At 39.3% G+C, this 14283-nt stretch carries 16 protein-coding genes and 1 other RNA gene; 12 read left to right on the top strand and 5 right to left on the bottom strand.

Annotated features, from left to right (window positions below):
• Positions 1-29: 29 nt before the first annotated feature.
• Positions 30-566, bottom strand: a complete 537-nt coding sequence (locus NSQ11_RS15805; RefSeq protein WP_017359221.1) for a GbsR/MarR family transcriptional regulator — start codon at positions 564-566, stop codon at positions 30-32.
• Between the two features lie 269 nt (positions 567-835).
• On the opposite strand from NSQ11_RS15805, the gene NSQ11_RS15800 reads away from it, so the two are divergent.
• Genes NSQ11_RS15800 through NSQ11_RS15785 form a run of 4 tightly spaced genes read left to right on the top strand, consistent with a single transcriptional unit; the run spans position 836 to position 4293 of the window.
• Complete coding sequence (locus tag NSQ11_RS15800) at positions 836-1984, top strand: betaine/proline/choline family ABC transporter ATP-binding protein (protein WP_017359222.1); 1149 nt, start codon at positions 836-838, stop codon at positions 1982-1984.
• Positions 1985-1997: 13 nt separating this feature from the next.
• Positions 1998-2651, top strand: a complete 654-nt coding sequence (locus NSQ11_RS15795; RefSeq protein ID WP_008347681.1) for an ABC transporter permease — start codon at positions 1998-2000, stop codon at positions 2649-2651.
• A gap of 13 nt (positions 2652-2664) precedes the next feature.
• Positions 2665-3582 carry an osmoprotectant ABC transporter substrate-binding protein gene (locus tag NSQ11_RS15790; RefSeq protein WP_008347678.1) on the top strand — a complete coding sequence of 306 codons (918 nt, stop codon included), beginning with the start codon at positions 2665-2667 and terminating at the stop codon, positions 3580-3582.
• A gap of 21 nt (positions 3583-3603) precedes the next feature.
• The gene (locus NSQ11_RS15785; protein WP_008347676.1) at positions 3604-4293 is read left to right on the top strand and encodes an ABC transporter permease; all 690 of its coding nucleotides are present in this window, start codon (positions 3604-3606) and stop codon (positions 4291-4293) included.
• Positions 4294-4374: 81 nt separating this feature from the next.
• On the opposite strand, the gene NSQ11_RS15780 is transcribed toward NSQ11_RS15785, so the two are convergent.
• The 3 genes from NSQ11_RS15780 to NSQ11_RS15770 form a co-directional block, all read right to left on the bottom strand.
• Complete coding sequence (locus tag NSQ11_RS15780) at positions 4375-4695, bottom strand: helix-turn-helix domain-containing protein (RefSeq protein ID WP_007500199.1); 321 nt, start codon at positions 4693-4695, stop codon at positions 4375-4377.
• 82 nt (positions 4696-4777) lie between these two features.
• Complete coding sequence (locus NSQ11_RS15775; RefSeq protein WP_008347673.1) at positions 4778-5179, bottom strand: transcriptional regulator; 402 nt, start codon at positions 5177-5179, stop codon at positions 4778-4780.
• Positions 5180-5309: 130 nt separating this feature from the next.
• On the bottom strand, positions 5310-5714 hold the full coding sequence (locus tag NSQ11_RS15770) for a helix-turn-helix transcriptional regulator (RefSeq protein ID WP_007500204.1): 405 nt from the start codon (positions 5712-5714) through the stop codon (positions 5310-5312).
• A gap of 154 nt (positions 5715-5868) precedes the next feature.
• On the opposite strand from NSQ11_RS15770, the gene NSQ11_RS15765 reads away from it, so the two are divergent.
• The 8 genes from NSQ11_RS15765 (at position 5869) to NSQ11_RS15730 (ending at position 13940) form a co-directional block, all read left to right on the top strand.
• Entirely contained in the window at positions 5869-6102 is a 234-nt protein-coding gene (locus NSQ11_RS15765) for a helix-turn-helix transcriptional regulator (protein ID WP_008347669.1), read from the top strand.
• A gap of 37 nt (positions 6103-6139) precedes the next feature.
• Complete coding sequence (locus tag NSQ11_RS15760; protein WP_008347666.1) at positions 6140-6430, top strand: AbrB/MazE/SpoVT family DNA-binding domain-containing protein; 291 nt, start codon at positions 6140-6142, stop codon at positions 6428-6430.
• A gap of 187 nt (positions 6431-6617) precedes the next feature.
• A complete protein-coding gene (secG, locus tag NSQ11_RS15755) occupies positions 6618-6851 on the top strand; it encodes a preprotein translocase subunit SecG (protein WP_003212746.1) in 234 nt (77 codons plus the stop codon).
• A gap of 123 nt (positions 6852-6974) precedes the next feature.
• Complete coding sequence (locus NSQ11_RS15750) at positions 6975-7721, top strand: carboxylesterase (protein ID WP_008347663.1); 747 nt, start codon at positions 6975-6977, stop codon at positions 7719-7721.
• A 19-nt stretch (positions 7722-7740) separates the two neighbouring features.
• The gene (gene rnr / locus NSQ11_RS15745) at positions 7741-10080 is read left to right on the top strand and encodes a ribonuclease R (protein ID WP_335357917.1); all 2340 of its coding nucleotides are present in this window, start codon (positions 7741-7743) and stop codon (positions 10078-10080) included.
• A gap of 139 nt (positions 10081-10219) precedes the next feature.
• Positions 10220-10690 (top strand): SsrA-binding protein SmpB, encoded by a 471-nt coding sequence (gene smpB / locus NSQ11_RS15740; RefSeq protein WP_008347658.1) that lies wholly within the window; start codon positions 10220-10222, stop codon positions 10688-10690.
• Between the two features lie 181 nt (positions 10691-10871).
• Positions 10872-11235, top strand: a transfer-messenger RNA (tmRNA) gene (gene ssrA, locus NSQ11_RS15735).
• 431 nt (positions 11236-11666) lie between these two features.
• Positions 11667-13940 (top strand): CDP-glycerol:glycerophosphate glycerophosphotransferase, encoded by a 2274-nt coding sequence (locus tag NSQ11_RS15730; protein ID WP_216099150.1) that lies wholly within the window; start codon positions 11667-11669, stop codon positions 13938-13940.
• Positions 13941-13992: 52 nt separating this feature from the next.
• On the opposite strand, the gene NSQ11_RS15725 is transcribed toward NSQ11_RS15730, so the two are convergent.
• On the bottom strand, positions 13993-14229 hold the full coding sequence (locus NSQ11_RS15725) for a hypothetical protein (protein ID WP_212338603.1): 237 nt from the start codon (positions 14227-14229) through the stop codon (positions 13993-13995).
• Between the last annotated feature and the right edge of the window lie 54 nt (positions 14230-14283).

Genomic DNA, 14283 nt, shown 5'->3' with positions numbered 1-14283 from the left:
CTACAAAATTGTAAAATAAAACAGCTTTTTTAAGGTTTTGGCACATGTTGAAATACTTCTTCACTTTCAAAGAACTCAATTAAACGGCTAATCCAGTCATAATAATCGAGACTTTCCTTGATTTCTGAAAGAAGAAGATTGATTTTATCTACTGTTTCTTCTGGCAGGTCATCTTGTTCAAGCAGCTCCAGCAATTCTTTGCATGTCTTTTTATGTGCCTTGCGATTTTTGCTGACAACACGTGACCAATTGGCTGCAAACAATGAAATAAAGGTTTGATATTGATCTTGCTCAACGTCATATAAATCTTTGCGTATTCCTTTTTCATAAACCTTTTCAGCAATATTCAGATCAAGCATTTCTCGAACGACTTGACTCATTCTTGTTTTGCTCATGCCGGTCGCCTCTGAGAGCTCACCGAGCGTCATTGGTTTACGGTTCATATGAATGATACCAAGCACTCTACCCACTGTGGCAGAAAGACCAAAGGCATTCATGTTCTCGGCAGCTTTTTCAATATAATGATCCTGTGCTTTTTGAATGGCGCCTAACGCTTGCTTGTCCATTCCCCGCTTCATCCCTTCACGACTGACAATTTGTAACACAATATATCATATACCTGTTTGTTCATGAAAACAATAAATATTGAGTATTTGCTCGTAAGTTGGAGGAAAAAGGAGGGATCGGTACATATCAGGCCGTTAACTGAAAATTTTAAATAAATCTTATGCAATACAAACACATCGTAAACTTTTTATTTTATAAAGTTTGCACTATAATAAATAAGGTGTAAATTTTCTGAAAATATATATCCGACTAATTGGAGGTGTCTCATTTGCTGAAACTAGAGAATGTATCTAAGACGTATAAAGGCGGAAAAAAAGCTGTCAAAAATATTGATTTAGAAATAGCAAAAGGAGAATTTATTTGTTTTATTGGACCGAGTGGCTGTGGAAAAACAACAACCATGAAGATGATTAACCGACTGATTGAACCTTCCTCAGGAAACATATTGATCGAGGGAGAAAACATTATGAAAAAAGATCCAGTCCAATTAAGAAGAGAAATTGGTTATGTGATTCAGCAAATTGGACTTTTCCCTCATATGACCATCGCACAAAACATTTCCCTTGTGCCGAAGCTGCTGAAATGGCCGGAAGAAAAACGAAAAGAACGAGCGCGTGAATTGCTCAAACTCGTCGATATGGGGCCGGAATACTTAGAGCGTTACCCGCATGAACTCAGTGGAGGACAGCAGCAGCGTATCGGCGTTCTTCGCGCACTCGCAGCAGAACCCCCTTTAATCCTGATGGATGAACCATTTGGAGCACTTGACCCGATCACAAGAGATTCATTGCAGGAAGAATTTAAGAAACTGCAAAAAACGTTAAATAAAACAATCGTATTCGTCACACATGACATGGATGAAGCGATTAAACTTGCAGACCGCATTGTCATTTTAAAAGATGGAGAGATTGTCCAAGTGGGCACGCCAGATGATATTTTACGTAACCCTGTGAACGAATTCGTAGAAGAATTCATCGGGAAAGAACGTCTGCTTCAATCAAACCCGAATATGGAACGTGTGGAACAAATGATGAACACGTCTCCAGTCACAATTACCGTCGAAAAAACATTGACAGATGCCATCTTTATTATGAGAGAAAAGCGGGTTGATTCCCTGCTTGTCGTTGATGAAAATCATGTGCTGAAAGGCTATATCGATATTGAAACCATCGATGCAAACCGCAGAAAAGCAGCCTTCGTTGGCGATATTTTAAATACAGAATTTTATACAGTACAAGAAGGTGCGCTTCTTAGAGATACTGTCCGAAAGATCTTAATACGCGGCATTAAATATGTACCGGTTGTCGATGCAAAAGGGCACTTAAAAGGCATCGTCACACGTGCAAGTCTTGTAGATGTCGTATATGACTCTATTTGGGGAGAAGATACCCCGGAGGCTGTCACTGAAATGAACTAAGGGAGGTGTACACATGGATCAAATCATCGATTTTCTTGAGAAAAATGGTGGGGAACTCCTCACAAAAATGTGGGAGCATTTATACATTTCTTTAATTGCCGTTGTGTTAGGCATTATCGTGGCCGTTCCTTTAGGCGTCATTCTTACACGAATGAAAAGAGGCGCCGGTTTTGTCATCGGCGTCGTGAATATCTTTCAAACACTCCCTAGTTTAGCGATTCTTGCATTTTTTATTCCTATTTTGGGAGTTGGAAAAATACCTGCGATCGTTGCGCTATTTTTCTATTCCGTTTTGCCTATTTTAAGAAATACGTATGCCGGTGTTCAAGGTGTGAACAAAAACTTGCTTGAATCTGGTAAAGGGATTGGCATGACGACATGGGAACAAATTCGTCTTGTGGAACTGCCGCTTGCTGTTCCGGTCATTATGGCAGGGGTCAGAACCTCAACGATTTATTTAATTGGGTGGACAACACTTGCTGCTTTTATCGGTGGAGGCGGTCTTGGTGACTACATTTTAATTGGGCTTCAGCTTTACCAGCCGGAATACATTATTGCGGGTGCGATCCCTGTCACTATTTTAGCCGTCATCATTGACCTTACATTGATGAAGCTTGAGAAAAAAGTAACACCAGAAGGCTTAAAAGGATTGAAGGAAGTTTCATAAGGAGTTGGCTCATGTGAAGAATCGAAAAACAAAATGGATCAGTGCACTGCTTGCCGGATGCTTGCTATTCATAAGTGGCTGTTCACTTCCTGGACTAGCCGGCTCTTCAGGGAGCACGCTGCGAATCGGTGCACAAAACTTTACAGAATCAGAAATTATGGCCTATATGGTGGGAGACATCATTGAGCATTACACAGATAAAAAGACAACCATTGTGAAGAATTTAGGCTCAAATACGGTGCAGCAGAAAGCAATGGAAAACGGTGATGTCGACATTTCGGCAACACGATATACAGGCACGGATTTAACAAGTACGCTAGGAATGGATGCAGAAAAAGATCCAAAGCGTGCAATGGAAATCGTCCAGAAAGAATTCAAAAAACGCTATGATTACAAATGGTTTGATTCCTATGGGTTTGATAATACGTATGCCTTTGCTGTGACGCAGAAGATGGCGAAGGAAAACAACCTAGAAACAGTCTCTGATTTAAAAAAGAATGCCAAAAATTATCGCTTCGGTGTGGATAATATTTGGCTGAAAAAGAAAGGTGACGGTTACGAAGGATTTGTGAAAACATACGGAATTGAATTTGGAAGCACCTTTCCGATGCAGATCGGTCTAGTCTATGACGCATTGAAAAATGAAAAAATGGATATTGTGCTTGCCTATTCAACAGATGGCCGGATCAAAGCGTATAATCTCAAAATCTTAAAAGATGATAAACGATTCTTCCCACCATACGATGCATCACCAGTTGTCCCTGAGAAGGTATTAAAAGAAAATCCAGGACTGGACAAGGTGATCAACAGGTTGATTGGAAAAATCGATACCGAACAAATGCAAGAGCTCAATTATCAAGTCGATGGAGAACTAAAAGAACCAGCGACTGTTGCGAGAGATTTTCTAAAGAAACACAATTACTTTGAGTAAGATTGGGAGGTGTCAGAGCTGATGGACACACTGCAGCAATTATGGGCGTATTATCAACAGAACGGTTCATATGTGTTAGAAGAATTTTACCGGCATTTCCTCATGTCAGCGTATGGGGTATTATTTGCGGCAATTGTCGGAATACCAGTCGGCATCTTTGTGGCGCATTACCGCAAACTGAGCAATTGGGTGTTCGCAATAACCAATGTCATTCAAACCATTCCAGCGTTAGCGATGCTTTCTGTGTTGATGCTTGTATTAGGACTTGGCGCAAATACAGTCATCTTATCACTCTTTTTGTATTCGCTTCTGCCGATTATCCGTAACACGTACACAGGTATTGTCAGCATTGAGCATGCCTATTTAGAATCGGGGAAAGCGATGGGCATGACGAAATGGCAAGTGCTGAGAATGGTTGAATTACCGCTTGCTTTATCTGTCATTATGGCTGGTTTAAGAACCGCACTTGTGATCGCAATCGGTATTACAGCGATTGGGACATTTGTTGGTGCTGGAGGACTTGGTGATATCATCATCAGAGGATCAAACGCGACAAACGGAACAGCCATTATTTTAGCAGGTGCTATTCCAACTGCGCTCATGGCCATTATTGCCGACCTTGTCATGGGCTGGCTTGAACGCTATTTAAGCCCAACCAACAAGAAAAAAGAAAGCAAGGCGTTAGCTGAAAAAAACATGACATCCGCATAAATGCTTGAAAAGACAAAACCTCCTCTACATCTGTAGGGGAGGTTTTTTTATCATGATTAGGCGGCTCACATCAGGAGACATTTATGATTCAAGTGTGATCCATTCAGAGGACCACTTCGCAATTTCCTCAAAAACGGGTGCAAGTGAGCGCCCCATATCAGTTAATGAATACTCAATACGCACGGGTGTTTCAGCAAAAACCTCCCGTTTTACAATGCCTGCTGCTTCCAGCTCTTTTAATCTCTCAGATAAAACCCTTCCGCTTAAATTGGTCAGAGCTGCTTCGATTTCACTAAAGCGCTGTGAACCTGAGAGAAGCTGAAAAACAATCAGTGCCACCCAGCGTTTACTTAATAACTCAACTGCTTTTTCAAACCGCGGGCACATATCAGATTGATTCATCTTTCTTCACTCCAATCTGAACCCATTATACCGTAATTCTGTCAAAAATCGGCGCAAAAAGCTTGTCAATGATCAAAACATTTTACGATGACGAACGGCTGTTTAGTAGAAATAACAAATAGCGGTTTAAATCCTCTATCTCATGTTTAGAAAGAGTGGACCATATGTCCCCATTAAATATTTCAAGATCATCAAGTTCATATTGCTCTGCCGCTTCTTTTATTTGGGTAAAAGCCGTTTCTTCTTCCTTTATGACATAGGCAGAAGACGCTTCTTCAATATACCCTGCAGCCTGCATCATGTCCTCATAAGGTACTTTTAATGCACCTGCTAGTTTTTTAATTGTAGGAGGTTTCGGAATGCCGCGTTTCCCGTTTTCAATCCGAGAAATACCAGCAGCGCTGACCTCTGAATACATCGCTAATTGGTTCACCGATAGTTTCCTTTTCTCACGTAATGCTCTTAAATATGCACCGAAGTTCATCAACTCAAAACCTCACATGGTTAAAGATTAGTTATCTCTAGTGTACTCGATTTGTTGACTATTGGCAATAAGTGCACCATGAAAATATTGACATTAGTTAATAGTGGATGTATCTTATGTTTATGCCCCGCTATTTGTTCGCCTTTTTTTGGTTAATGAGCGTGAGAAAGTATTGATTCAGCTGGCTGATGTCTTGTGCGGTGAGTGTTTCCCATTGGTCTCCATCGAAAATAGGGAGATGTTCTACATCCTTTTGAAGCGCCGTTTGATAGATTTTTAATATGGATTCATATTTCGGTTTCATTTCATGCACTTTTTCCTGTTCAATATAACCGGCAAGCAGCATTAAATCCTCATAAGGCACCTTCAAAGCGCGTGCTAATTTTTTTATGGTTAAAGGCTTTGGCACACCACGCTTTCCATTCTCAATCCGAGAAATACCGGCAGCGCTTACGCCTGAATACATGGCGAGTTGATTGACAGACATCTTTCTATTCTCTCTTAAAATGCGTAATTGTTCACCAAAGTGATTCATGTCATCGAACCTCACATTTCAGTATATGACTTATTTTAGTATGATCATTGACCAAAGGAAATAGAAAGGGCGTAAAAGTGTTGACATAAGTTAATGAATCCGGGAGATATGAGAGTCCTACATGTTGTACATATTGATCCTATAGGAGGTTGTAATGATGGTCGAAAAGATTCAGATCAGGCGGGCATTTGTGATGCAGTATATGATCGAAAACGATATGTCTTTAAATCAGCTCGCAGATGAAATTGGTATCTCTCCTGCCACACTCAGCAGGGTATTGAATGGTCACCGGAAGCCAGGACAGCTTGTCATTGGCAAAATGATTCATTACTTTGATAAAAAATTTGAAGATTTATTTTACTATGAAGATGTTGACAAAAGTCAATAAATGAAATCATCGTATGATCATTAAGGAGGCGGCTTCATTGAAAAGAACTGGAATGGTAAGACACATTGATTCGCTTGGCAGAATTGTTCTGCCTTCAGAAATGCGAAAGGTACTCAATATAAAAGAAGAGCAGCTGTTAGAAATTTTCATCGAAGATCAAACCATTATGCTGAAAAAATATGATGCAGATAAGAGCTGCTTATTAACTGGCCAAATAACGAAATACAACAAAAGCTATGGAAACGGTAACGTCGTGCTGAGTCCTGAAGGAGCTGAACGGTTGTTAGTAGAATTAAAACAGCTCTTAAAAGAAGAAGCAACTCGCTAAAAACGTTTTTTAACCTCAAAAATTGCATATAAAAAATGCTGCATACAATCCATTGGAGCGAAATTGAATCAAAATGACAAATAAAGTCGACAATATATAGGAAATCTTTATTTTGATGTTTCGTGACATGCACCTTGTTTTCATGTAAAATAAAGTTATGTGTACCAGTTTGTCTGGAGGTGTTTTCATGCACGCATTTGTTATCACATTACTCGTAATTGTCAGTATCGCACTTATCATCGTTGTATTATTACAATCAAGTAAAAGTGCAGGACTGTCAGGCGCTATTTCAGGTGGAGCCGAGCAGCTTTTCGGTAAGCAAAAAGCGAGAGGTCTTGACTTGATTCTTCACCGATTAACTGTCATTTTGTCAGTGCTTTTCTTCATCTTAACACTTGCATTGGCATATTTAGGCGTGTAGGCGCGAGTAACAGAAGGTCTGATCTTTTTTCAGACCTTTTTTTATTATCAGCACTCTTTTGTGTTTGTTTCATACATACAAGTGGAAAATATAAACCATATCAGAAGGAAAGGAAGTCACATCATGAAAGTTGTTACACCAAAACCATTTACGTTTAAAGGTGGAGAAAAGGCGGTGCTTCTTCTTCACGGTTTTACTGGGAATACAGCCGATGTTCGTATGCTTGGGCGTTATTTGAATGAAAGAGGCTATACATGCCATGCACCTCAATACAAAGGACACGGTGTACCGCCAGAGGAGCTTGTTCATACAGGTCCTACAGATTGGTGGAAAGATGTAGAAGAAGGCTATCAATTTTTAAAAGACGAAGGTTATGAGGAAATTGCGGTCTGCGGACTATCCCTCGGAGGAGTTTTTTCATTAAAATTAGGTTACACTGTACCTGTAAAGGGAATTGTACCTATGTGTGCACCTATGTACATAAAAAGTGAAGAAGTCATGTACCAGGGTGTACTAGATTATGCCCGTAACTATAAAAAATTCGAGGGTAAGTCAGAGGATCAAATTGAGCAAGAGATGGAAGAGTTCAAGAAAACACCAATGGGTACACTCAAGGCTCTTCAAGAACTCATTGCAGATGTCAGAAACAATGTTGACATGATTTATTCACCTACTTTTGTTGTTCAGGCACGTCATGATCATATGATTAATACAGACAGTGCAAACATTATTTATAACGAAGTAGAGACAGATGAAAAACATTTAAAGTGGTATGAAGAATCGGGCCATGTTATCACGCTTGATAAAGAGCGAGAGAAGGTTCATCAGGATGTATATGCATTCTTAGAATCACTCGATTGGTCAATTTAAATATATAGGGGGTTAGAGTGTGCAAAAAGAAGAATTTATGGATGAATTACTTGCGTTTATGCAAGAAGAGGCGTACAAACCATTAACGGTGCAGGAATTAGAAGTCATGATGGAAATTACCAATCCAGATGATTATAAAGAGCTCGTCAAAGCACTTGTGATATTAGAGGATCAGGGACTTATCGTCCGTACCCGCAGCGACCGCTATGGTGTACCGGAAAAAATGAACTTGGTAAAAGGGAAGCTGTCTGCGCATGCAAAAGGATTTGCATTTGTGACACCAGAAGAGTTTGGACAGGATGATATTTTCATTCCGCCAAATGAGCTAGGCACAGCAATGAATGGCGACACCGTCATGGTTCGTGTCAGCCACAAATCAAATGGCACCAAAAAAGAAGGAACGGTCATCCGTATTCTGGAGCGTAATACTCAGACGGTTGTCGGTACCTATACAGAAACGAAAAGTTTTGGTTTTGTCATTCCTGATGATAAAAAAATCACAAACGATATCTTCATTCCAAAATCCGCTAAAAACGGAGCGGTTGAAGGTCATAAAGTCGTTGTCACGCTGACAAGCTACCCTGAAGGAAGAATGAGTGCAGAGGGTGAAGTGACTGAAATCCTTGGTCACAAAAATGACCCTGGCATCGATATTTTGTCGATTATTCATAAACACGGTCTACCAGGTGAGTTTCCGGAAGAAGCGCTCCAGCAGGCAGCAGACACACCTGAAACGATCGATGAAAAGGACCTTGAAGGTAGACGTGATCTGCGCAATGAAACGATCGTGACGATTGACGGTGCAGATGCAAAGGACTTGGACGATGCGGTTACTGTGCAAAAGTTGGATGATGGTAAATACAAACTGGGTGTGCATATTGCGGATGTCTCTCATTATGTAACGGAAAACTCTCCGATTGATCAGGAAGCCTATGAGCGTGGAACGAGTGTGTATCTTGTCGACCGCGTCATTCCAATGATTCCTCATCGCCTGTCAAATGGCATTTGCTCGTTGAATTCGAAGGTAGATCGTCTCACACTCTCTTGTGAAATGATCATTGATCGAAGTGGGAAAGTCGTCAAACACGAAATTTTCCAAAGTGTGATCAAAACGACGGAAAGAATGACCTATTCCGATGTGAATAAGATTTTAGTTGACCAAGATGAAGAGCTTTTAGACAAATACGAGCCGTTAGTACCAATGTTCCAAGAGATGGAGAAGCTTGCAGAAATTCTGCGTGACAAGCGAATGGAGCGTGGAGCAGTCGACTTTGACTTCAAGGAAGCAAAAGTGCTTGTAGATGATGAAGGCGCAGCGAAAGACGTAGTTATTCGTGAGCGTTCTGTTGCCGAAAAATTAATTGAAGAATTCATGCTGGTGGCAAACGAAACAGTTGCCGAGCATTTCCACTGGATGAATGTTCCGTTCATTTACCGAATTCACGAAGAACCAAATCCTGAGAAACTTCAGCGCTTTTTAGAGTTCGTGACGACATTTGGTTACATTGTGAAAGGGACGTCAACGAATATTCACCCGCGTGCTCTTCAAAGTGTACTTGATGCCGTCCGTGATCAGCCGGAAGAAGTCGTCATTCAAACTGTGATGCTTCGCTCAATGAAACAGGCGAAGTATGATCCAGAAAGCATTGGACATTTTGGATTATCTACCGAATTTTATACACACTTCACATCGCCGATCCGCCGTTACCCGGATTTAATCGTGCATAGGCTGATCAGAACCTATTTAATAGAGAAAAAGACAGACGAAGCGACCCTTGAAAAGTGGGGTCAACTGCTGCCAGAAATCGCAGATCATGCATCTACAATGGAGCGCCGCTCTGTTGATGCTGAGCGCGAAACAGATGACCTGAAAAAGGCAGAGTTTATGCTGGATAAAATCGGTGAAGAGTTTGATGGTATGATTAGTTCCGTCACGAATTTCGGACTATTCGTTGAACTGCCGAATACGATAGAAGGCCTTGTCCATGTGAGCTACATGACAGACGATTACTATCGTTTTGATGAACAGCACTTTGCCATGATCGGTGAGCGGACAGGGAATGTATATCGCATAGGTGACGAAATTACTGTCAAAGTGGTGAGTGTAAATAAAGATGAGCATTCCATTGATTTTGAAATCGTCGGGATGAAAGGCACTCGCCGTAAATCACCAAAAGACTTCAAGTTCAAAAAACGGACAGATCCACCAGCCAAAAAAGGACGCGGAGGTCAAAAGGCCTCTGGGGAAAAAGGCAAAGAGGATAAAGGCGGCGACTGGTTTACAGGTCGTAAAAAGAAGAAAAAGAAAAAACGCGTATTTGATAACGCACCGAAACAAAAGCGCAAAAAGAAAAAGTAACGTGACAAAAAGCAAATAGGGCATCACGCTCTATTTGCTTTTTGACCAAGTGGCAGCAGCATTGTCGAAAGCTGGATTGTTTGATAAAATAATCCGTACGATTTGGACCGTGTCTGTGTCAAAAGGAGGGTGTACGCCAATGCCAAAGGGAGAGGGAAAGGTTGTTTCCCAAAACAAAAAAGCCAACCATGATTATTTTATAGAAGAAACATACGAAGCCGGCCTTGTATTACAAGGAACTGAAATCAAATCCATTCGAGCAGGAAAAGTGAATTTAAAAGATTCCTTTGCCAAAATCGAACGAGGAGAAGTGTTTCTTCACAATATGCACGTGAGCCCATACGAGCAGGGGAACCGTTATAACCATGATCCGCTCAGAACGAGAAAGCTGCTGCTTCACCGCAAACAAATCAGTAAGTTGATTGGTGCGACAAAGGAAGAGGGCTACTCACTTGTTCCCATTAAACTCTATTTGAAAAATGGCTTTGCCAAAGTGCTAATTGGAGTCGGTAAAGGGAAGAAGAAATATGATAAACGTGAAGATCTGAAGAAAAAAGATGCGAAACGTGAAATCGAGCGAGCTTTCCGTGACCGGCAAAAGCAATTCTAGACGCATGCAGATGGCTTGCTGAGAGCGGAAGCATTATGCTACAATATGTTATGCAGTAAACAATCATCGTCGTTTTTTTACAGAAACCACCAGTTGTTTCGAGCGATGAGATTGTTATAATAGTCATATACGGAAGCAGTTAAGCTAAAGAACGTTTCCATCCCGTATATCCCTTTTACAAGGGGACGTTACGGATTCGACAGGGATGGTTCGAGCTTAGGCTGCGAGCCGAGAGGCGATCTCGTTAACACGCACCTAAATGTAACTGGCAAAACTAAAAGTTTTAACCAAAACTTAGCACTAGCTGCCTAATAAGCGCAGCGAGCTCTTCCTGACATCGCCTATGTGTCTGTGAGGAGCCCAATGAAGTAGGCTACGCTTACGTTTTTGTCTGAGGACGTAAGAAGAGATCCATCAGACTAGCTCTCCAAGCGCCCGTCAGCAGGCATGAGGATGAGCGAACACGTAAATATGTTGACTACGCTCGTAGACGCTTAAGTAATCGATGTCTCTGGACGTGGGTTCGACTCCCACCGTCTCCATCAAAACTTTTAGAACGCAGTCGTATCAAGGGTTTGAAAGCCCTTGATGCGGGGCTGGCATCTTTAAAAAATGAATGGTTATATGAAATGACGCTATCACAGCGTCATTTTTCTTTGCTATTAGAAACTTAAACAATCTGAATTTTAAACAAAACTGGATGTTATCATACAGACAAAATACGTTCTTATTATTTTTATTTCAAGTCGGCTAGAACAGTGGTTTTTTTATGTTAAGTATGATAAATTGTTGTATCATAGAAGTATAGATGGAAAACATTTTGGATAAACGAATTTCTAGTGAGTCGTCTTTTTAGACGAATCTTTTTTTTGAATAAAAACACGTTTTTGTTATAATATTTATTGTTTTTTAAATCATATTAAGTGATGAAAAGATCAAACATTGTTGTTTATATAAAATTTGGAAGAGGGATCTTATGTTATTTACTATTGTTATTCCTTATAAGGATACCAATAAAAAGTATACTGATAACTGCATGAAAAGTTTAGATGATCAAATTTTTAAAGATTTCGAAGTCCTTTTGGTCCATCAAGATAGTCAACACCTAGAAGAAATTTTAGCGCCTTATACTTTTAATTATAGAACAATCAATATGGGACCTCATACAAATGCAGGCATTAGTAGAAATAAAGGCATAGAAGAAGCTCGAGGAGAGTACATCTTATTTTTAGATGCTGATGATTTCTTACATCCAAATGCGCTGATATATGCGAAGCAGATCATTGATCAAGAACAATTGAATGTGTTTAAGCTGAAAGTGAAAAAGACAATTGTAGACAGAAACACAACATTAAAGGAAAAGAAGCAGGCTTTGTATCAGCATGATACGTTGGATAACTTAAGTCATGTTTTGAAAAAATTAAATGTTGATGCAAATGAAAACGAAGTCATGCAGATGCTTTTTGAGGAGAACGTTGTATCAGCTCATTATCATGAAATTGCAAAGGAAAAGTTCTTTAAGAAGATTTCTTATCAATTAAAATCACATGGGTTCGTTGTTCAAAAGAAATATTTGTTGAACAATCAAATACAGTTTGATGAAAGCGCACCATTGTATAGTGATATTCCGTTCTTAATGAAAATTTATCAAGATGCATTCTCTATTTTGGAAACATCAATTTGTCTATACTATAAGCTGATCCATAACGATCCTATCAATTTCCCTTCACTTTCCCAGGAAGAACAGGATCATCGATTTGAAGAAATGTTCCGAACATTAAGCAAATCAATCGAACAATGTGACGATTTGGCTTTAGTGAAACAAGTGAAGCTTGAAGCGATCAGCCAATATTTATATAAGGTTGTAAAAAGCCCAGTGTTTAAAGAGGGCATTCAACGTTTAACGCCTATTTATCAGTCCTGTCAAACCATTTTGAATGCAGAGTCAAATCCAATCAAATTGAAGAAAAGACATTTAAAAGAAATTAATGCAATTAAGGTCGGGAATTATCGTAAGGCATATCGTCTAAGTAAAAAGAGAGTTCTCTATTATAATCTGTATCAGGGCATAAAACCGAAAAAGAAGAGAGCAAGACAAAGAATCGTTCAACAATTGTTCTTCTCAAGATTGCCTATTAAACCTAACACCATTGTCTATGAAAGCTTTTTAGGAAGAAACTATTCGGATAGCCCTAAGGCTATATTTAAATATCTTCTTGAGCATGAGCCAAATCAATGGAAGCATGTTTGGATTCTGAATGATAAAGAAATGGTGGCAAATGAAGAAGAATTTCAGCACAAGAACGTTAAAGTAATTAAGCGATTTAGCTGGAGCTATTTTTACTATGTCACAGTGGCAAAATATTTTGTTTTAAACATGAGACAGCCCAAGTCACTTTATAAAAAAGATGAACAAATTATCTTATCTACATGGCATGGTACACCACTTAAGAAATTAGTATTTGATATGGATAATGTAGTATCTGCAAATCCAGATTACAAAAAAGAATTTTATTTACAATCTCGAAAATGGGATTACCTAATTGCAGCAAACCCATATTCTGAAAAAATCTTCGAAAGTGCATTTATGTATCCGAAAGAAAAAATATTAACATATGGCTATCCAAGAAATGATATTCTGAAAAACTTTACAGATGCAGATAAAGTGAAGATTAAATCGAAGCTTGGTATACCTGCTGATAAAAAAGTCATTTTATATGCTCCAACATGGAGAGATGATGAATTTCATAAAGCGGGGCAATACAAATTTAATCTCACTTTAGATTTAAATTTGTTAAAAGAAAAGTTAGGCGAAGAATATGTCATCATTTTACGAATGCATTATTTCATTTCAGATAATATTGATTTAACAGGGTTTGAAGGGTTTGCCTTTGACTATTCTAAATATAATGATATCAATGACTTATATATTTCAAGTGACATCCTTATCACGGATTACTCGTCTGTATTCTTTGATTTTGCAAACCTAAGGCAGCCGATTCTTTTCTTTACGTATGATATTGATAAATACAAAGATGTGCTGAGAGGTTTTTATATTGATGTCGAAAAAGATCTGCCAGGTCCGTTATTGTATACGTCTGAAGAAGTGCTTCATAGCATTCAGAACATTGAAAGCGTAAAAGATGCTTACAAGGAAAAATACGATGTATTCCATGATAGATTCTGTTCACTAGAAGATGGAAAAGCAAGTGAACGAGTGGTGAAGGAAGTATTTACTCGTAATCATTAAAGTTAAACCTCTACTTGCGATGGTACAAGTAGAGGTTTTTTCTGTTACTAAGTCAAGCGTTCCTCTGAAAAGACTGCATCATTCGAACAAACAAAGGACAAACCACAATCACCGCCATCATCAACAAAAGCCCATCAGGCATAATCTCCACAAATGTTGTCTGAATCACATAAACCGCAATCAGCAGCAAATAACCCATTAAAAATAACAGCCCAGATCGTTTCTTCTGAAATGGCTTTTCTAAAAGAATCAGCATAAACAAACCTGCCATGATGATCAAAAAAGTCATCTCCTATCAAGCCTCCTTTTCATTCATCTCCACATTGTACAGATATTTCACTTG

The sequence above is a fragment of the Bacillus sp. FSL W7-1582 genome (assembly GCF_038593325.1).
GTDB lineage: Bacteria > Bacillota > Bacilli > Bacillales > Bacillaceae > Bacillus > Bacillus altitudinis.
Note: the sequence above shows the minus strand (reverse complement) of the source record. Positions and strands in the feature narration are given on the sequence as shown.